This is a genomic window from Sessilibacter sp. MAH1 (genome assembly GCF_054658315.1).
Genome location: NZ_BAAGIC010000007.1, coordinates 133,352 through 152,421 on the forward strand (window position 1 = coordinate 133,352; position 19,070 = coordinate 152,421).

16 protein-coding genes are annotated in these 19,070 nt (G+C 46.5%); 5 read left to right on the forward strand and 11 right to left on the reverse strand.

The window, feature by feature from the left end; translation table 11 throughout:
* Positions 1 to 9: 9 nt before the first annotated feature.
* Positions 10 to 1,473: an AAA family ATPase gene (locus ACYQ28_RS09200; RefSeq protein ID WP_460049543.1), complete on the reverse strand. Its 1,464-nt coding sequence runs from the start codon at positions 1,471 to 1,473 to the stop codon at positions 10 to 12.
* Positions 1,474 to 1,740: 267 nt separating this feature from the next.
* On the opposite strand from ACYQ28_RS09200, the gene coq7 reads away from it, so the two are divergent.
* Positions 1,741 to 2,385 (forward strand): 2-polyprenyl-3-methyl-6-methoxy-1,4-benzoquinone monooxygenase, encoded by a 645-nt coding sequence (gene coq7 / locus ACYQ28_RS09205; RefSeq protein ID WP_460049542.1) that lies wholly within the window; start codon positions 1,741 to 1,743, stop codon positions 2,383 to 2,385.
* Positions 2,386 to 2,509: 124 nt separating this feature from the next.
* On the opposite strand, the gene ACYQ28_RS09210 is transcribed toward coq7, so the two are convergent.
* Positions 2,510 to 2,929: an OsmC family protein gene (locus ACYQ28_RS09210; protein WP_460049541.1), complete on the reverse strand. Its 420-nt coding sequence runs from the start codon at positions 2,927 to 2,929 to the stop codon at positions 2,510 to 2,512.
* Between the two features lie 312 nt (positions 2,930 to 3,241).
* Here ACYQ28_RS09210 and crp point away from each other — a divergent pair, with 312 nt between their 5' ends.
* Together crp and ACYQ28_RS09220 are read left to right on the forward strand one after the other, a co-directional pair.
* A complete protein-coding gene (crp, locus tag ACYQ28_RS09215) occupies positions 3,242 to 3,877 on the forward strand; it encodes a cAMP-activated global transcriptional regulator CRP (RefSeq protein WP_460049540.1) in 636 nt (211 codons plus the stop codon).
* A gap of 420 nt (positions 3,878 to 4,297) precedes the next feature.
* Complete coding sequence (locus ACYQ28_RS09220; protein ID WP_460049539.1) at positions 4,298 to 5,005, forward strand: response regulator transcription factor; 708 nt, start codon at positions 4,298 to 4,300, stop codon at positions 5,003 to 5,005.
* A gap of 113 nt (positions 5,006 to 5,118) precedes the next feature.
* Here the strand turns inward: ACYQ28_RS09220 and ACYQ28_RS09225 are convergent, their stop codons facing one another.
* The 5 genes from ACYQ28_RS09225 to ACYQ28_RS09245 form a co-directional block, all read right to left on the reverse strand.
* Positions 5,119 to 6,300, reverse strand: coding sequence for an MbnH family di-heme enzyme (locus tag ACYQ28_RS09225; protein WP_460049538.1), 1,182 nt, complete (start codon positions 6,298 to 6,300; stop codon positions 5,119 to 5,121).
* A gap of 6 nt (positions 6,301 to 6,306) precedes the next feature.
* Entirely contained in the window at positions 6,307 to 7,074 is a 768-nt protein-coding gene (locus ACYQ28_RS09230) for an MbnP family copper-binding protein (RefSeq protein ID WP_460049537.1), read from the reverse strand.
* A gap of 395 nt (positions 7,075 to 7,469) precedes the next feature.
* Positions 7,470 to 9,089 (reverse strand): S41 family peptidase, encoded by a 1,620-nt coding sequence (locus tag ACYQ28_RS09235; RefSeq protein WP_460049536.1) that lies wholly within the window; start codon positions 9,087 to 9,089, stop codon positions 7,470 to 7,472.
* A gap of 255 nt (positions 9,090 to 9,344) precedes the next feature.
* Positions 9,345 to 10,484, reverse strand: coding sequence for an alkene reductase (locus tag ACYQ28_RS09240; RefSeq protein WP_460049535.1), 1,140 nt, complete (start codon positions 10,482 to 10,484; stop codon positions 9,345 to 9,347).
* A gap of 3 nt (positions 10,485 to 10,487) precedes the next feature.
* A complete protein-coding gene (locus ACYQ28_RS09245) occupies positions 10,488 to 11,810 on the reverse strand; it encodes an SGNH/GDSL hydrolase family protein (RefSeq protein WP_460049534.1) in 1,323 nt (440 codons plus the stop codon).
* Positions 11,811 to 11,932: 122 nt separating this feature from the next.
* Here ACYQ28_RS09245 and ACYQ28_RS09250 point away from each other — a divergent pair, with 122 nt between their 5' ends.
* Positions 11,933 to 12,844, forward strand: a complete 912-nt coding sequence (locus ACYQ28_RS09250; RefSeq protein ID WP_460049533.1) for a LysR family transcriptional regulator — start codon at positions 11,933 to 11,935, stop codon at positions 12,842 to 12,844.
* Positions 12,845 to 13,020: 176 nt separating this feature from the next.
* Here ACYQ28_RS09250 and ACYQ28_RS09255 read toward each other — a convergent pair whose 3' ends face one another.
* The 4 genes from ACYQ28_RS09255 to ACYQ28_RS09270 all read right to left on the reverse strand — a co-directional run bounded on the left by ACYQ28_RS09255 (position 13,021) and on the right by ACYQ28_RS09270 (position 18,215).
* Positions 13,021 to 14,220, reverse strand: a complete 1,200-nt coding sequence (locus ACYQ28_RS09255; protein ID WP_460049532.1) for a pyridoxal-phosphate-dependent aminotransferase family protein — start codon at positions 14,218 to 14,220, stop codon at positions 13,021 to 13,023.
* A gap of 335 nt (positions 14,221 to 14,555) precedes the next feature.
* On the reverse strand, positions 14,556 to 15,065 hold the full coding sequence (locus ACYQ28_RS09260; protein WP_460049531.1) for a DinB family protein: 510 nt from the start codon (positions 15,063 to 15,065) through the stop codon (positions 14,556 to 14,558).
* Positions 15,049 to 16,824, reverse strand: a complete 1,776-nt coding sequence (locus ACYQ28_RS09265) for a lysophospholipid acyltransferase family protein (RefSeq protein WP_460049530.1) — start codon at positions 16,822 to 16,824, stop codon at positions 15,049 to 15,051. The genes ACYQ28_RS09260 and ACYQ28_RS09265 overlap by 17 nt, the downstream gene beginning before the upstream one ends.
* A gap of 239 nt (positions 16,825 to 17,063) precedes the next feature.
* Positions 17,064 to 18,215, reverse strand: a complete 1,152-nt coding sequence (locus ACYQ28_RS09270; protein WP_460049529.1) for a D-alanine--D-alanine ligase — start codon at positions 18,213 to 18,215, stop codon at positions 17,064 to 17,066.
* Positions 18,216 to 18,663: 448 nt separating this feature from the next.
* On the opposite strand from ACYQ28_RS09270, the gene ACYQ28_RS09275 reads away from it, so the two are divergent.
* Entirely contained in the window at positions 18,664 to 18,969 is a 306-nt protein-coding gene (locus ACYQ28_RS09275) for an antibiotic biosynthesis monooxygenase family protein (RefSeq protein WP_460049528.1), read from the forward strand.
* The last annotated feature ends 101 nt before the right edge of the window (positions 18,970 to 19,070 follow it).

Sequence of the window (19,070 nt, forward strand, 5' to 3'; positions counted from 1 at the left end):
AACCCCTTTTTAGGCTTTTATCGTTCTTTCGCTTGCCCAAATTCTCAGACTGGCTATTTTTTCGGCCATAACCACGGATAAAGGCTTGGTTGCGTGTAACTGCTGCAAAATGAGCTGATCATCCACTTGGGTTTCTTGGGCGTTTGCAGCAAAGATGGCGGAGATAATCGCCTGTTCGATTTCGGCTCCACTAAAGCCAGCACTGGTTTGCACCAAAAGATCGAGATCGAAATCGATAGCAGCGATGTTACGTCGGTTTAAATGAATCACAAAAATGGCTCGTCGCGCCGCAGAATCCGGAAGGTCAACGAAAAAGATCTCATCAAACCGACCCTTTCGTAACAATTCCGGCGGTAATTGCGAGATATCGTTGCTGGTTGCCACCAAGAAGACTTTTTGTTTGCGTTCTGCCATCCAAGTAAGCAGGGTTCCTAAAACTCGTTTCGAGGTGCCATTGTCACTATCGCCGGTGGCGAGACCTTTTTCAATCTCATCGATCCACAGTACGCATGGTTCCATCACTTCGGCTTGATTCAACGACTGGCGCAAATTACGCTCGGTTTCACCAAAGAATTTGTTGTACAGAGCACCAAAGTCCAAGCGTAATAATGGCAGATTCCACAGCCCCGCAACGGCTTTTGCCGCTAAACTTTTGCCAGCACCCTGCACACCCACCATCAACACACCTTTCGGTGCATCGATTTCTTCAGGATTTAAAAACGCGGCTTTTCGCTGCCCAAGCCACGATTTTAAATTGTCGAGGCCGCCAACCTTATCCATTTGCTCAACGCCGAATTCGTAACTCAAGATGCCATCCATCGCGAGCAGTTCAAATTTCGCTTTGTTAATGGCAGGAACATCGCTGTGGTCTATAACGCCGTCGTCGAAAATAGCGGTTCTAACCAGATGGCGAACATCTTGATGCCCAACGCCTTTGACAGTGTTAACCAACATCCGCAGAGCTTCACGATCAACACTAATTCTGCCACCACGCTGTGAGGTCCAGCGATTGGCCTCTTCGCGGACGATTTTGGTGATGTCATTTTCGGTGGGCATGGCCAGACAAACACGCTGCGAAAAGGATCTTAACTCGGGGGGAATTTCAAATTTATGGCTGATAAATACCAGCGTATGAGCCGTTAAATCGTAATTGAGAGCGATGTCTTTAATCAGGCGAATGTGCAATGGTTCACCGTCGATAAACGGATGAAAATCACACAGAATAAAAACCGAAGGCGTCGGTTCTTGTTTAATTTTCTCCAGCACATGATTGGGTTTGGTGTACTCCGGCGCCTTAACGATCTGAAATTTATGATCAAACTCTTTCAAGCCATCGCTGAAGGTCCATTTGTAGCAAGGTCTACGCAAACCTCGGGCAATATCCTGCAATTGCTCACACGCTCGCTTTTCGTCATCGGTTTCGATCACCGCCAGCGGAATGTTTGCCGTAAGCACCGCCATTAGATCATCCATGTTTATCTCCCATCCAAATATGAAGTCACGCCGTAGAGTTTTGATGTAAAACTACAACATTACGGCTGTTTGTCGTAGCATTTAGCTTTGGTAACCCCGATTAGCTTTCCCATGATTTAATCAGTGGACGGAAATTGACAATGCGATTTCCAATTTCTTCACAATTTCAATTACTTACCGTTCTTGAAATTGGCGACACATCTTTGTGTCGCGGGAAACTCTAGGCTAATCCGTGTTTCCTTTAGATTTTAGCATTAGAGAAATACTATGCCGTTTCGTAGACTTAACCCAATCGATCACTTAATAACTCAAGCAGATCGTGCAATTCGCACCCTAACTCCCGGTAATAAGCCGGTTTTTCATGCTTCACCGGCCAGCACAACCGAAGATGTTGAAATGAACGAGCGCGACCGTAAGCATGCCGCAGCCTTAATGCGAATTAATCATTGTGGCGAAGTTTGCGCGCAGGGTTTGTATCAGGGCCAGGCGACAACCGCAAAACTGCCGAACGTCCGCGAAGAAATGGACAAGGCCGCTTTGGAAGAACTCGATCACTTAGCTTGGTGCGAGGAACGCATTAAAGAATTAGGTGGTAGAACCAGTGCGCTTAATCCGGTTTGGTACGCTATGTCGTTTGGCTTAGGCGCCGCGGCAGGACTGGTCAGCGATAAAATATCGTTAGGATTTGTGGCAGCCACAGAAGATCAAGTTTGCAAACATCTCAACGATCATCTTAAAAAGTTACCGCTAGAAGATACTAAAAGCCGCAAGATTGTTGAGCAAATGATAGAAGACGAGCAAGAACACGCCGATCGAGCGATCGATGCGGGGGGCTCTAAATTTCCAATGCCGGTAAAACTTGCCATGACTGCCGTCAGTAAGGTCATGACCAAAACGACTTACCGCGTCTGATTTTTAAATTTATCAACTCACGACTGGTAAATTTATTAACACATAACTGGCTTGCTCATATTCCAAAATTGGCAAACCAGTTTTCGCTTTTCCGAACTTACAAAAACCACTTACAACAATTTATCTACGATTCTACTACTTCGTAGTCGTGAGACACTTCAACACCTGCATTGGTCATCATCTTAGATGCCGAACAATATTTCGTCGCAGATAACTCCACCGCACGTGCAACCTGAGCTTCTTTAAGACCAGAACCTGTAACAACGAAATGCATATGAATTTTGGTAAATACCGAAGGAACTGTATCGGCGCGCTCAGCGGTTAATTCACATCGACAATCTTGCACCGGCTGGCGAGCTTTATTCAAAATGGTAATCACATCAAAAGAAGCGCAACCGCCAATACCCACCAAAATCATTTCCATGGGTCGAAAACCAGAGTTTCTTCCACCGTGGTCGGCAGCTCCATCCATAACGACACTGTGGCCGCTACCTGCTTCGCCCAAAAACTGAACACCGTCTACCCATTTGACCGTGGCTTGCATCGAAAAGACTCCTGAATGATTGCGAAATATATCTGCGAGATAGCTTAACACATGCGTCTAAGCTTCTGAAAAACGACGCAAAATAACAAAACCTTTTAATAGAATCTAATTGTCAGATAAGCACTTCACAAAATCGGCCAAGCTTTTGCGAAATGCTGGTGCAATCGCAATTGGAGAGCCATAATGTCAATTTGGGTGCACGAGTTATTGGTGTCATCAATTTGTTGAATTAAGTGGATTGACGTCTTGGGGCGCTGATCAAAAAGGGCCTGGGAAGTTCAGGATCTAAAGGCCGAAAGCCAGGGGGAAAGTTTGGTAGCCGTATCTCTCACTCCACATATTAATAATGTAGAGCAATTTTTAAGTCATTGTCATCGCAGACGTTATCCTGCCAAAAGTACGCTTATCTACGCAGGTGATAAGAGCGATTCTCTTTACTACATCATTCAAGGCTCGGTAACCGTCGTTATTGAGGACGACGAAGGCCATGAAATGATTGTTGCTTACCTAAACGACGGCGACTTCTTCGGTGAAATGGGTTTATTTGACCAGCATGATTCCCGAAGTGCGTGGGTCAGAGCAAAAACCGAGTGTGAAGTTGCTGAAATTAGTTACGCGAAATTTCAAGAATTAACAGCAAGCCATCCGGAGTTCCTATTCGCTTTGGGAACCCAAATGGCAAAACGTCTGCGCAATACCACCCGAAAAGTGGGTGACTTGGCATTCTTAGACGTAACCGGTCGGGTTGCTAGAACTCTGTTGGACTTGTGCAATGAACCCGACGCCATGACCCATCCAGATGGCATGCAGATTAAAATCACCCGTCAAGAAATCGGCAGAATTGTTGGTTGCTCGCGAGAAATGGTCGGACGAGTACTCAAAACTCTAGAAGATCAGGGTTTAGTTTCCGTCAAAGGTAAGACCATGGTTGTATTTGGCACCCGTTAAGGTGCCATTACTTTTAAAGCAGATATCTTCTGACTCTGCTTTTTAAACACCCCTCTCTAAAAATTTACATCTTTTTTGTCATTCATGTTCGAAATTTGACTCGACTCAACGAATCTGAAAACAAATTGAGTAAATATCTTATTAATCGGTGCGATTTCACCAACCTAATCTACACTAAAGATATTTAGCCGATCGGCGAAATAAAAAATTGTTCTAATAAAAATGAGAGCAATTTAAGAGCTAAGATAAACTATAGTTTTAAGCTCATAAGAGATTTTCTTATATTATTCAGCGATCCATGTAATTGGCGTTCAAATCATTTCTTTTTCCATGTAAACCTATGAGAAAATGACATCCTGCTTGTACACCACCATTGCTATCTAAACGTTTAGAAAAAAGCAGAGTATTGGAGAATCGGAAGTGAGTTTTGCTTTACCAAACGTTTTACTGTTGATTTCTAACCCGCATATTATTGTGGCGGTTAACGCTCAGCTTGCGACCTTAGACATACACTTATTTCAACAAACTGACCACGCTCAAGCACTTGGCGCAGTGCTTTCATTCAGGCCCGAAATTATTATCTGTGACGAGGAATTTTCGAAAGCTTCGGATTATTCGGTTTTTCATCGGCTGAAATCCGTACATCCGGCACCTATTCTAGAAATTCGTCCTTCAGAATCTGCACCATCTACCTCAAATGATAAACTGGGTATTCAGTCAGATCTTATTATCTCTGTGTCAGATTTTGACAAGCTTGACCAACACATACAGGATCTGATTACTCGATTCCCTCTGCCAAAGCCTAAGGTAGTGAAAAGTTATCTTAGAAACATTTCCGTCGGCAGCTTGAAGATCAATCGATACACCAAAGAAGTTTGGCTGGGCGACAAGTCCATTGCTTTAAACGAGCAAGAATATAATCTACTTATTTACTTGGTAATTAACGCTAATTGTGTAATGAATACCGATGAACTGGTTAATTACTTTAAAGAATCCAAATTAGATAAAGACGCTATTGATTGGCATATCGCTCGATTACGTAAAATTTTACGTGACGATAAAAAAGCCCCCAAAAAGATTCGTACGGTCGAAGGCGGTTATCTGTTTGAAAGAGAAGCTTGGACATAGATGCCCGAAGCCTTTTTGTTAAAGTCATTCTCAATAAACAATAAAAAAGCGAGGTAATAACCTCGCTTTTTTTATATAGAAACGCTACCACTTACTGCACGCCTAAGAATTTATTACTGTTCGGCCGACTCAGTGATCTCTTCAGGCTCTAAAGCGTCCCCATTTTCGGGTACTTTTTGTTGAAAGAATGGATTACCGAATTTAGGGTTGGTTAAAAATTCCTCGTCGGTTAAAGCCTTAAGAAAAGCCACCAAGTCTTTTCGATCTTGCTCAGACAACTCTACTTGCTTCACAAATTGACTCTTGAAGGGGTTTTCTCTTCCATCGCCCTTATGCGGACCTTCTTTAATGTCGCGACCGCCTTCGGCGTAAAAATCAACGACCTCTTCCAAGGTTTTCATGCTGCCATCGTGCATGTAGGGCGCCGAAACAGCTACGTTACGTAGAGTTGGTGCTCGGAATGCACCCATATCTTGTTTTTTGCGGGTGATTTCATAAACACCCATGTCTTCCTCGGGATATCCACCTTTGCCGTCAATATTGAACATACCAATATTATGGAAAGGTAAATGTTCGTCGATTTCCTCATCTTCGTTAATTGACTGTGTAAAGTTAAAACCGCCATGGCAATGGTGGCAATCAACCTCTTCTGAGAAAAACAAATCCATACCGCGAATTTCGCTTTCATTTAACGCAGAGTCATCACCGGCATTGGTATAACGATCAAAGCGACTGTTGAAAGAAACCAAACTTCGCACAAACGCCGATAACGACTTGGCGATACGATCCATAGTGACTTCGGAATCACCAAAGGCATCAGTGAACAGCGGGTTATACAGCTCGGAATTAAAACGCTGCATAATTTCTTGTTCGCGACCGGTGATACCCAGTTCCTCTGGGTCTTCATTGAACATGGGAATCAAAACTTGACGCTCTATTGAGCGAATGTACGGATGAGCCCACGTCAAACTGCGGTTATAACCAACATTCACCAATGAAGACGCATTTCTGCGCAACGAATGGCCGGTAGAGCCAATAGAAACGGATACAGGCTCTGCAAACGCAAGCGCTTGAATATGGCATGATGCGCAACTTTGTGTTTGATTTGCCGACAGTTTGACGTCGTAAAATAAATGTCGGCCCAGCTCCACGCGCGCATTGGTCATAGGGTTATCATGTGGAACTGTGGGTGCCGGATAACCCTTAGGCAAATCCCAAACAAAATCACTTTTAGGCTGCTTTTCTCCACAGCCAGCGACTAACACTGCAACAGCGGTTAAAAATATCTTGCGCATGATGATTTACATCGTTTGAGAAAAAATACGACCTCCCTGTGATTCCGCAGCCAAATTCTTGAGCAATGGAATACAGGCCTCATCGTCGGGATTACCCATACAATTATCTTTGGTTAACTGAGCGTTCTCGATTAACCGATCTACATGAATATACACAGGCGCATTGGGTTTAAAGTCATTGATCATGACCTCAAACGTATTTGCATGTGCGCAGCTCTCGGCTGGGGCACGCATCGAAGACGCAGAGTCACAACCAATAGAGCCTAAATGAAAGGCCCAATGTTCGGTTTTTTCTTCGCTAACTTCCGACCGAACATCCATTCGAATAAATTTGTGGCCTAGCTGCCAAGTCCAAAACATGTCGGAATGGTTCAAAGGTTCTTCGGCCAACAATGGATTTCCGTGATTCAACTCAAATGGAAGTCCTAGAAGAAAGCTCAAGTTAGTTTCACTTTCTAAGCTAACTGGCTTCATATTAACCACCCAACGACCTGATCCTTTACAGCGAGTACCTAACATTGCCGCTTGGGTTTCTTTGTCGGACTGGTTAATCAAACTCGCCTCTTTATCGGCAAAGCGAATCTGGGATACGTACATTTGCAGAGCATCAAGAACCCACTCCCGGCCATCCATCTCGAATGCTCTACTGCAATCAAGCGGTTGTGATCCATAGATCAATTGAAACTCTACGGTCGATACTTTCTCAGAGGAGCCGCAAGACGCTAAAACCGCTGAAAAGACACCAGCACTACTCAGCTTAAACAACTTGTTCATTCCACCTACTCCATTAATCGAACTGAGAATCGTAACTATACGTATAACTTATCAAATCAATAGTTTTATACAAAAATGGATTTTTAAAACTTTTGAATTATGAGCCTAAACAACTAAGTGCACTGCATCGACGCGCAGTGCCACAAAAGATTACAAACTTTTGTTAGCTAAGAGTTAAGCTTTACAGGAATAACATCTTATTGAACGGTCAAACCAAACATAATATAGACATAACTTCGTCAAATAATTCAACATTTAGCCTGAGATCTTGGAAGTTTTAACCTAGTAATTAGACCAGCCAGATTAATGAAAAGGGCGCCAATCTGCGCCCTTTTATAACGGATATTTGCTGCAATTAGATTGCAATGATATGACCGTATATACCGCCGCGCATCTTAAAAAGACAGCCTATTCGGATTATTAAGTATGCGATTTTCCTGCCAAGGATTTTTAACCAGAGGCGTACTTTTTTCGATCTTATCGGTGCTTTTAGAGCTGGTTCCGGCAGCGACAGTCGCACAGCGACCAAACTGCTGATATTGAAGTGCTTGAGCAAACATCGCTTCTTCTGGATCGCCAAGAGCATGATCAAAGTCATCATTTACCACACATCCCGGCAATAACACTGCACCAAGGGTTTGTGAATCTAGCGGGGCAAAGCCGTCGGCATAGTCGCCAAACCCTAGAGCATTGACCGACTGAAATTGCACTGAAAAATAGGTAGTGCCGCAGTTATCCGTTGCATAAAACCCATAGGGTTTACCACAGGTTGTGGTGCCGATTTGAATAACTTCAACGCCTATTCCGCGCAAGCTGTTCAAAATGGATTCACTAGCAGAACAAGTGCTATCGGTTGTTAACACAAACACTCGTGACAAATTCAAAGACGGCAAAGGCTGCCCAGGTGAAAGCGAAAAACCTACGGTTTCATCAAAGAACGGCAGCGGCTCATTAAGCTCCCCGGTGACTGGGTTAAACGTCGGATGCTTATCGTTAAATTGAAGTCGCTCGAATGTTCTGTTTGTGGTCGTTCTCGGGCCCGCAATCATGTAAGCCACCTGACTGGCAATGGCCAAGAAACCACCGCCGTTGTATCTAAGATCAAGAACCAGATCATCGACATTTTGACTGCTAAGCTGATTAAAAGCGGCCACCAGCTCCGCCTCGGAGGTGGCTATGTGATCGTTAAATAAGAAATAACCTACAGCACCCTGCTCGGTTTGATGAACCGACACATTCTGTACCGAAACATTATTGATGGTCTCGGCCGTTAGTTCTGCGGTGTATTGTCGACCATCGAGTGATTGCAACACAAAAACATGCTGCTCACCAATATCATTGGGAGCTAATCCTGCATTCAAGGTAGCAATGCCCGCACTGCTGTTCGTGTTGATATCAACACCATCAATAGATAAGACGCGATCACCTCGCGCTAATCCCGCAAAGCTGGCGGGAGTCTGGGGGTCAGTAAAAGCAACAACGATTTCTCTGGGTACTCGTGGCGACAAAACCGCCAATTGTGCGCCGTAGCTGACGGAAATTCCCGTTTGAGACAGGGCCTCCCACTCATCGGTGGGAACCGTGAAATGGAACTCATCTTTGTCTTTACCGGAGGCGGTTATCTCTTCGGTTCTCAGTAATTCAAAATATTCTGGCGTAGTGAATAATCCGGGATCAAGATCGACTACCTCTTCATACCAATAGTAGGTCTCATTGGTCCAAGAGCGCAGCCAAAAATTCTCATCCAGAGTCGAGCCGTCACGGTCATCAAACACAATACCGGTCACAGCACTGGAGCCAGAGCGGGGATTTTCGCACTGAGATTTAAAATTGTCTGAATTTGGAAAAACACCAGCTTCAAACATAGGTGTTGAAGCGCTGGCCACAGTATTGTTTGCACTTGAGGAGCCAGAACCTCCGCCGCCGCATGCCGCAATGGTTAGAGTCAATATTCCCAAACCGGCGCGTAAACTGTGTTTTAAGGTCAGCCTGGAATTCAAACTTTGCTTTTTCATAGCATCAATTTACCCGATACAAAAAGTACATTCACACCATCATTATTACTGATATGACATCACGCTTAGCGTACATCGGGCAATACTTGAACGCATCAGAAATTTTTGTTGCTGTTCCCGAAGATGAGCTCAATTAAGCTTCTGATCACATCATTTAGGCGACTGTTATAGGGTTAGTCTTGAAAAATATCTGCTGCCGGAGTTTTGATAGACCGCCCAGCACAACCAATTCCTGCAAAACGAGCTCTCGCTCGTTCATCCCTTTTTCTCGGCCTCTTCGGCAGTATTGCCACGATGTACTGCTTTCGGATAATCGATGTAACCTGCCGCTGCACCACCAAAGAAACGGGCCGAATCGGGCACCGCGAGTGGCCAACCGTGGAGTAGACGCGCGGGCAGATCGGGGTTGGCGACAAACGGACGACCAAAACCAATCAAATCGGCCCAGCCGTCACGCAACGCGGCCTCTGCACGCTCCAGCGTGTATTTTCCAGCATAGATCAGCGTACCCCCGTAAATCATCCGCAACGCCTCCTTGAAGGCGACGGGCATATTGGGAGCATCCTCCCAGTCGGCCTCGGCGATGTGAATGTAGGCCACATCTAGGTCGTCGAGCACCTTGGCTGCGCCGAGATAGCTCGCTTGGGGGGTGTCATCTACAGCTCCTTGGAGTGTCGTGAGAGGTGCCAATCGTACGCCCAGGCGCTGCGACCCGGTGACGTTAATAATTGCCTCGACCACTTCGCGCAGCAAGCGCAGTCGGTTGTGTAACGAGCCACCATAAGCATCAGTCCGCGTATTGGCTTGTGAGTCGATGAATTGGTTGATTAGGTAGCCGTTAGCGCCATGCAGCTCTACACCATCAAAACCTGCCTCCAGCGCATTGCGAGCGGCCGCAGCAAAATCTTGCACCACCCAAGCGATTTCTGCTTTGGTCAGGGCTCGTGGCGCCGAGTGCTGCACCATCTCACCGACTCCCAATCTCGGCCCTTTCCCTTCGGGATCAATGAAGACCTTGACGCCGTTAGCAATAAGCGGCGATGACGAAACCGGTGCAGCACCACCGGGTTGCAAAGAGACATGAGAGACGCGCCCTACATGCCAGAGCTGCGCAAAAATGCGTCCCCCTGCCGCATGCACGGCGATGGTGACACCACGCCAACCTGAGACTTGCTCGGGTGTGTGGATGCCGGGTGTCCAAGCGTAACCTTGGCCTTGCTGGCTGATCTGTGTACCTTCGCTGACGATCAGACCCGCCGAAGCGCGTTGGGCGTAATATTCGGCCATCAAAGTCGTGGGCACATTGTCGGCTCCAGCGCGTGCACGGGTCATCGGCGGCATGATGATGCGATTAGGCAGCTCCAAGCTTCCTAAACGGTACGGTGTAAAAAGCATGATTCAACGCTCCTGTAGGGTCTTAGCTGCAACATCATCCGAAACGGTACCCAGTCCCGATAGCAGAGCATCGAGATCGACGGCTTCAGCCATCGCGCGATTGCCTTCATCACCGGGGTGCAGATGGTCACCGGAGTCGTAGCGTTCAGCTATTTTGGACGGATGCGCCGGATCGCGCAGGACAGCATCGAAATCGATCACCGCGTCGAACACGTCGCTGTCGCGAATCCAGCCATTCACTTGTCGACGCAGGTCATCTTTATAGGGTTGGTAGTAATCGTCTAGCGGCGTGCCGGGCAAGGCGCCCTCGAACGGCGTCAGCGTAGTGCCGATCACACGAATACCACGACTGTGGGCCTGAGTAACTAACTGCCGATAACCTGCTATCAGCGAGTCTAATGTCGGCCGCTGTGCCTCAGGTGCGAACGCTGTACCCGGCCAGGCGATATCGTTGATACCCAACATCACGATGACACTCTGCACACCGGGCTGAGCTAACACATCGCGCTCCAGCCGTGCGAGCGCGTTGACATCCATGCCATTCGTCAACAGACGTGCGCCAGAAATACCAGCATTAACGACAGCAACACCCTGGTGTGCCAATCGGGCAGCCAAGAAATCGGGCCAGCGACTGTCTGCATCCAAACTGGCACTGGCACCGTCGGTAATCGAATCTCCCATCACCACTACTGTACGCGCAGACTGTTCTGTTTCGACTTGAATTCCGGTCAACAGCGGTCGGGCCGCAGTGCTTTGTACGACGCGATCGGTATTCTTCAGTGTTACGCTCACCGTCTGATCACCCGGAGCAATCCAGGCGGTCTGGCGTCCATCCCAATGAAACGTGCTCACAGGAGTGACGTCCGGTAAATGGAAGCTAACAACTACCTGCGAAAGATCCGGCGCCATCAGTTTAACCGGGTCACTGACTAACGAAGCACCGGGAAGAATTGTCGCCATTGCCAGTCCTCCAAACGTCACCGGACGCAGGCTGTCGGCGACCAGCATGCCGTCAGCGGCCGGCCGTGCAAGAGTGGCCTTACCCACAACGACTGGCTCACGGCCATAGGTGTTAGACAGCACGATGCGTAAACGCTGGCCACCCAAACTGATACGCGCTACCTGGCGCACTGTCTGATCATGCATTACCGGTGGTACGTTGGTAGGGAACAGAAAGTCTGAACTCCAAACGGGTTGCGGACTGGCCTGCCAAGTCGCCACCCAGGTTGGCGCAGCCGCCACCGTAGGTCCGATAGCGACAACACCTCCAACGGCAAGCAACAAGGTCAGCATGGCCGAAGCCAATGTTTTGTGGAGTGATTTCATGGATTGCTCCTCTCGATGATTTCAAAGTCTTTTGATGAAATAATTATGAGTTCAAAGACTATTTTGAAATAGACTGCCCAAAGGAATATCATTTGTGAGTTGAACTCACCAAAGAGGTGATCATGGCCCGTCTGGAAGTCAATCGATCCGGCGAACTGGAAGTTTTTGTCCGAGTCATCGAACTGGGTGGATTCTCTGCGGCTGCTCGTGCCTGCGGTATGACTCCCTCGGCCGTCAGCAAACTGGTCGCTCGTCTAGAACAGCGTCTTGGTACGCGGCTGATCAACCGCTCCACCCGCCAACTGCAGCTCACCGCCGAAGGCTGTGCCTTTTACGAACGCGGCGTGAGGATTTTGGCCGATCTAGAAGAAGCCGAACGCTGTGCCAGCGAGCACACCGCACCGCGCGGTCGATTGCGGGTGAATGCCAATGTGCCATTCGGGCACCACTTTCTGTTACCACTGGCCTCAGAGTTTCTCGATCGTTACCCCGATGTGACACTAGACATAACTCTGACCGATGACGTCATCGACATCCTAGAGCAACGTACCGATGTTGCCGTACGTACCGGCCCATTGAAAAGCTCGAATCTGGTCGCGCGCAGACTCGGAGGTACACGGATGGTGATCGTTGGCGCACCCAACTATTTGGCGCGCTGTGGCATACCGACTACACCGGAAGAACTGTTGGCTCACAACCGTCTGGGCGCTAACTATGTGCGTGCACAACCCGGATGGCCATTACGATATGCTGGGGAAGATATGGTGCTTCCGGTGACTGGCAACGCCCAAGCCAGCGATGGCGAAGCGTTGCGCCGACTGGCTCTGGCCGGTCTTGGCTTGGCGCGGTTAGCTGCCTTTCAGGTTCGTGAAGACATCGCGGACGGACGGCTGCAGCCGGTACTCGAAGATGCTAATCCCGGTGATATCGAGGAGATCCACGCAGTCTACGTGGGGCAAGGTGGCCACCTGCCGCTGCGAGTACGGGTTTTTCTGGATTTTCTAGCCGAACGAGTGGATATAAGTCAGGGTTAGGTAGGCGTCTAACATTGAACTCGCCTAAACTGTTGAACAATCCGTTATCAGCCCCAGCCCTGCATGCAGTCTAGTTAAACGCTAGAATCACAGTGGAATAAAAAGCTCCGACTTTCCGGGAAAAGTCTGTTTTGTAATCGCTTGCTTGACTGGATCTTCCTTGATCACAGCAGCAACTAGACGTTACGAGATTTTTGCAGTTGATTTTCCAGCTCGGCCATGGCCCCCGGAACGTCAACAGCGACACCCAAATCTTTAAAGGTAGAGCCGAAGGCGTGTAGCGCTCTGAATAGGTTATGGGTACGACACTGTTCGCCCATCTGACCAATCCTTACGATTGGCGGGCCAAAAGAGCCAGCAATTTCGACGCGATAATGAGCAGAGATGTGGGCGCAAATCTGCGAGGAAGTAAGCTGGGCAGGCAGTCGGATGCCAATTACCGAGTTTAGTCGGCTATCAGGTTCTACGAAAAGCTCTAGCCCCATTGTCTCAATACCCGCTTGCAACGCCTTGGAGCAAACCTCGTGGCGGTGAAAACGCTTTTCTAAAGTTTCGTCAATAACCAAGCGCATGGCTTCGTGAAGGGCGAGCAGCCCAGAAACAGGAGCTGTGTAGTGATAAGAGGCTTTGTGCCAAAAGTTAGTCGCTAGATTAGCGTCTAACGTCCAATGACTCATCGGAGCCTTACGGTTTTGCACCCGAGCCCAGGCCTTTTCCGAAAAAGCAATTAACGATACACCAGGAATAGAGCTTAATCCCTTCTGACCGCCAGTGATCACCGCATCAACGCCCCACTCATCCATCGGCAGCGCCATGGTACTCAAGGTGCAAACGGCATCAACGATCACCAAACAGTCGTGCTCGCGGGCAATCTTTGCAACTTCGGGAAGCTGTCGGTTAAAGGTGGTGTTTGAGGTTTCCCCCTGAACCATCGTGACCACTTGCGGTTTGAACCGAGCCATAACCTCACGAACCGCATCGGGATCAACGCTCTGTCCGTCGGGAACATATAAACGTTCACATTCGGCAGAAGTTCTTAGTGACATCTCAGCAAGTCGAGCAGAAAAGAAACCATTGCAAATGTTTAGAACGCGAGTGCCCGGCCAAATCAAATTAACTACAGCCATTTCCATTGCCGCAGAACCTGGCCCCGCGACCCCAAGTATCCATGGTGACTGAGTTTGAAAAATATAACCGGCCATCGATTTAACCTGTTCGACAACTTTCGCCATGGTCGAACCAAGGTGGTTAATAACGATACCGTTTGCCGCAGAAACCGCTTCAGGAATAGGTACAGGGCCTGCGCCCATCATCAGCAAAGGTTCATCGGGCAGAATTTGGTGAAGTTGGTTGATACTGGGGGGTTTTACAATCATGTTTGCAAAATCTTAAATTACGGGGGTTTTTATTTTCAAAAATCTTTAGCTCGAACACAACAAAAATAGCATTTAAACAATAATTGAACTGAAAATAACGAAATTAAATGAGCACTCTAATCACAGAAATAACAGGAAATTTCGCAGTGGAATAACTCTAGAAAGCGATTGAAACTGCTCAGCAAAACTACAGTTAACTGGGTAAATTGCAGCTTAGAAGAACGCCATAGTCAAAATAGAGCGCGAATTTATCAAAAGAATTATTGAAGATGGGAGTGTAATTGGAAGAGATAAGGAGAGGCGGCTCTAATCGCTAAGACCGAGCCGCATCGCAATTAACTGTAAGCGGTTTGTCGAAGGTAGGTTGCCGTACTTGGCGCAAGACCAACGGTTCTGTCAACGTCAAAACCAAGTTGACCGGCGACCATTTTAGCGTATGCCAAATGGTGAACCGTGTGATTAATTAAGTAACAGAACTCACGGCTTAGCGAAGATGTAACCACCATATTTTGGGTATGGCTCACAGATACTTCTGTTTCTACCCAAACCTTCTCGTTTTGAATATTTGAGTTATTCATCCAATCGATCAAGTCATCAATTAAAGCAACCGCTTCGGCTGGCTCGTCTTCTAAACGACTGTTGCGAGAGCGTTTGTTGTAATTGATCGTACGCGCTTCCATACCTTCGCGAACGGTTACAAAATGATCCAAAATATGTCTTACGTGACGACCAACACCAGAAAGCGAATGTTCACAAGGAATGTTGTAAGACTCACCCTGACAGATCAATACCAGGGACTTTAGCTGTTCTAAAGTTTCAATAGTTGCGTCAAGCAGCTGTTTCATGTTGATTCCATAATTGCAAAAATTTCTCAGCACCATCTTTACCGAGGTAGCGCTTAATGTACTTGTCTGGAGATTTTCGTAAGTCAACCAAGATCAAACCATCGAGAGAATCGTTAAATCCGGTGTTTACAGAGAAACATACAAACTTACCGTTTAACGCCAAATAATGTCGAAGCAGGATTGGTACCGACTTACCCGGATCGCAGCGCCCCAAAAGCTTATTGATGGCAGAAATATTGGAAATAGACGCAAGAGCTTCTAAAGTCCACACTTTTCCGCGCACTTTAAGTGGCACAACCGGACGAATATCCATTAAAAACTCTTGTTCAGCACGAAAACCGGCCAACATAGAATCCGATAAAAACGCCCGCGCTAAAATCGAATGTTCTTTGGAAATACTTACACAACCAAATAGCGTGTGATACTCCGGGTGGCGAGCGATGTAGGCGCCTATACCCTTCCAAAGTAAATCCAGTGCACGAGGATGACGCTGATAAGCCGGTGTCACAAAGGATCGACCCATTTCTAGCGCACTACCCACTCGCTGCAAGTAACGTTCATCGTAATGATAATGCGAGCGGCTGTACAAACCCTTAAGACCGTGCTTGGCAACGATCTCGTCGGTTCGACCAATTCGGTAACCACCCACTAGCGCTTTGGCATCACGATCCCACAAAAATAAATGTAGGTAGTGCGGATCATAGTGATCGAAGTCTTTCTCGCGACCAGTACCTTCGCCCGCAGCCCTAAAAGTTACCTCTCTAGAAGTCGCGATGGCATCCATGATTTTGCCGAGGCGATCATAGGGTGCACAATAAACTTCAAACTCGCCACTCTCGACCATCAAACAATCTTGGATCTTTTCGAGCTGTTCTTCGATCTCGTCACTCTTAGATGACTCAGCGATTGTTGCACCTGAGATAATGACGGATTCTTTACTACTTTGGTTTCGTGAATTTGGTAACAAATCCGTCGCAATTCGTAAATAATTCGTAATCGCCTGTTCGGTTTCAAGACTTGTTAGCTCATCCGGGGAAATTGGCTTACCCACATAAAGGTCAAAGTTCTTGCCTTCTTTGTTAGCCAACTCACGGGGCAGCATCAGTGTTCGCAGACGTTTATGGATTAAACCTGCGGTATAAAACGCCTTACTATTTTTGCCATCAACAAAGAACGGCACACAGGTCGCTTTATATTTTTTCGCCAAACGCCCAACCAAATTATCCCATTCTGAATCACGAATCTGCCAAGTGCCGGTGTCAATGGCAGATACGGTACCGGCTGGATAAATCAGCAAGGCACCGCCCTGGCTGAGCTGTTTACAGGCGGCACGAATACCTTTTGCATTTGCTGCAGCCGCATTTTTTGAAAGTACATCAACACCAATAAATAGCCCACTCAACTCAGGAATTCGAGTGAGCAATTGATTTGTTAACACTTTTAAGTCGGGACGAACCTTCAGCAAAAGATCCGTCATGGCAACACCTTCCAGTCCACCTAAGGGATGGTTAGCAACAAAAATTACCGGACCTTCTTTTGGAATTTCGTTGAGGTGATCACCGCCAACCGGGGTTAACCCCATTCCAAGAACTTCAAGTGTGTACTTTAAAAAACGTTCGTAATTTTCGGCGCCGGTCGCGTCGCTGGGGCGATTATCGTACCCGCGAATCAATTTTTTCAGGCCGAGCATGCTTTCCACCGAGCCCGCTAAAAAACGGTTTTTTACAGGCACCCTGAATGGATTGAATTCGGATTTCATACGATAAACCTTTGAACTTACTTCCCTAGCTGAACAAAAATCAGTCATCAGCTTTTTAGCGGGTGCAACCTTACCATTTGAAGGCGTGCGAAACCATGTACAAATCAAAACTTGTCATGGAAATTCTATAGTTTTGTGAACTTTAAAATCTCGATCAAAGTTCTATGAATATTTATCTGACTTTTAAGCTAGAAATAATGCTTTAGCCCAAAAGCCGTCAAGAACAGAAAGCGTCAACATTAGTCAGTTTCTGGATAGAATTCCTTCAAACGACGCTCTTTCAACCAATGCTTATAGAATTCGCCAACACCCGGTGTTCGGTAACCACGCTTACGATTTTGGCTACCCAGCGTGAACAATGTTTTGTATTGATAAAGCAGAGATTTTAACGCATACGAAAAGGAAGTATCACTGTCCCAAATATGGAGTGACTCGGAGCTTGCCGTGTTAATTTCTACAATTTCAATGCCTTTACCGGCTTGCAGCTCTTCTAAGGAAGGGAATTTAATATCAAGACGTCCGTAATAAAATTCGGGCAAGTCAGACATGATTTCGTTAATACGTGCATTTAATTCTGGCGTAACGTATTTGTTAGCATCTTTAAACACTGCGCCGCGGCAGTGGCTGGCCGAAAATACCAAACGATAAGGTTCGCCATTTGGAATAATGTCATTTAAACGATCTTTGTGCCGCTCAAGGTATAAATGTTGTAGTTGATTAGCGCGCTCGTCTTGAGCAATTAACGTTGCCAAAGAATCTTTGCCATTACCAACCACATAGGGCATGTATTTAAGTGCAAGCGAAACTATTTTGCCGTACTGGTCTTTTGGTTCACGAACGAAAAACACCCCAGCTTCTGCCTCATGACTGGCAAGTTTTTGCACCATAACACCGGCATCTTTTGGATAAGCCGACAAATAGTTAATTAACTGTTCTGGGGATTTAACCAATTTAACGCCAGAGCCTCTACAGCCAATATCTGGCTTGCACACAACCGGAAAATCCAAACCTAATTGTGACATTTCTTTCAGAATATCTTCGGCTTGTTCCGACAGCGGACGAGTATCAATTTTATGAACAAACCACGTCAGTATGGATTGTGCACATTGGCCGGTAGCCTGGGCTAGCAATTCACTTTTAGGAACGCCAACCATACCGGAAAGTTTTAAATTAGGATTTGCAACCAAAGGCAGTGTTAATGATCTGTGGCGGATGCTCAACAACAGCCACTGGCACACAACCGGCAAATACATTAACCAAGTTGGCCAAAACTCAAAAAAAGAAACCTTGTTCTTAGAAAAAGTTAATGGTGGCATGCCTGGCGATACAAAAGGCTGGTTGCCTTGGTCTGCAGCGCTAATCGGATTGGAACCTGAAGTGTCTGTACTCATTTGGCGATTCAACTAAAACCTAACAATAAAAATAACGCACTGAAAATCTTGTCGAATACCAACAATATAACCGACAGCTGACAAACTTAATGCAAGTTCTAGATGTTGGGCAATTCAGGATTTTTCAATGTCACATACAAACCGGTAATCTTACCTGAGTTATGCGCGACTGGCGAGATTGGTGAAAACTCATGCGAATTGACGCACAACACTGAAAAAAGCTCAGAAAACGAGCAATCAATTCGCGCGCTAGAGCCAATTCAAAGACGAGGCCTATGGACAAACTCTCTGGTTATTTGTTCATTCACTTCGATAAGGCTCGCCTAGAATAAACAATCAACCATCCTAAAATGGTAGTTTGAGCAAAGATATACTCGCAAAACGAATCATTCTAGAGAAAGATTGTTGCTGAATTATCACAAAATTCGAATTTAATAGGAGACCAACCATGTACGTTGCCATGAACCGTTTTAAAATTGCGCTGGGCAAAGAGCAGGAATTTATAGATGTATGGAAATCCCGAGAAACTTTTTTAGAAACGGTGCCGGGATTTAAATCGTTTAACCTGCTGCAAGGTATCACTCAACTGGATCACACTTTATTTGCATCACATTCGATTTGGGAAGACGAGCAAGCTTTTATCGACTGGACGAAATCGGAAGCCTTTCGTAAGGCACACGCCAATGCAGGCGCAGGAAATCGAGACCTGTATTTAGGCCCACCCAAATTTGAAGGTTTTTCCTCTGTTTTATAAAAGCGTTTCAGTGACAGAAAATGCTTGCGCACAAGGATGTGACATTAATCACAATAACCATTCACTGAAATTTTAAAAAGTCGCTTGAGTATTTTGTTAAT

Bases quoted from the DNA above. Each gene is read 5' to 3' on its own strand.
- ACYQ28_RS09200 (WP_460049543.1), bottom strand. From the start codon at position 1,473: ATGGATGATCTAATGGCGGTGCTTACGGCAAACATTCCGCTGGCGGTG.
- coq7 (WP_460049542.1), top strand. From the start codon at position 1,741: ATGCCGTTTCGTAGACTTAACCCAATCGATCACTTAATAACTCAAGCA.
- ACYQ28_RS09210 (WP_460049541.1), bottom strand. From the start codon at position 2,929: ATGCAAGCCACGGTCAAATGGGTAGACGGTGTTCAGTTTTTGGGCGAA.
- ACYQ28_RS09225 (WP_460049538.1), bottom strand. From the start codon at position 6,300: ATGCGCAAGATATTTTTAACCGCTGTTGCAGTGTTAGTCGCTGGCTGT.
- ACYQ28_RS09230 (WP_460049537.1), bottom strand. From the start codon at position 7,074: ATGAACAAGTTGTTTAAGCTGAGTAGTGCTGGTGTCTTTTCAGCGGTT.
- ACYQ28_RS09235 (WP_460049536.1), bottom strand. From the start codon at position 9,089: ATGAAAAAGCAAAGTTTGAATTCCAGGCTGACCTTAAAACACAGTTTA.
- ACYQ28_RS09240 (WP_460049535.1), bottom strand. From the start codon at position 10,484: ATGCTTTTTACACCGTACCGTTTAGGAAGCTTGGAGCTGCCTAATCGC.
- ACYQ28_RS09245 (WP_460049534.1), bottom strand. From the start codon at position 11,810: ATGAAATCACTCCACAAAACATTGGCTTCGGCCATGCTGACCTTGTTG.
- ACYQ28_RS09250 (WP_460049533.1), top strand. From the start codon at position 11,933: ATGGCCCGTCTGGAAGTCAATCGATCCGGCGAACTGGAAGTTTTTGTC.
- ACYQ28_RS09255 (WP_460049532.1), bottom strand. From the start codon at position 14,220: ATGATTGTAAAACCCCCCAGTATCAACCAACTTCACCAAATTCTGCCC.
- ACYQ28_RS09260 (WP_460049531.1), bottom strand. From the start codon at position 15,065: ATGAAACAGCTGCTTGACGCAACTATTGAAACTTTAGAACAGCTAAAG.
- ACYQ28_RS09265 (WP_460049530.1), bottom strand. From the start codon at position 16,824: ATGAAATCCGAATTCAATCCATTCAGGGTGCCTGTAAAAAACCGTTTT.
- ACYQ28_RS09270 (WP_460049529.1), bottom strand. From the start codon at position 18,215: ATGAGTACAGACACTTCAGGTTCCAATCCGATTAGCGCTGCAGACCAA.
- ACYQ28_RS09275 (WP_460049528.1), top strand. From the start codon at position 18,664: ATGTACGTTGCCATGAACCGTTTTAAAATTGCGCTGGGCAAAGAGCAG.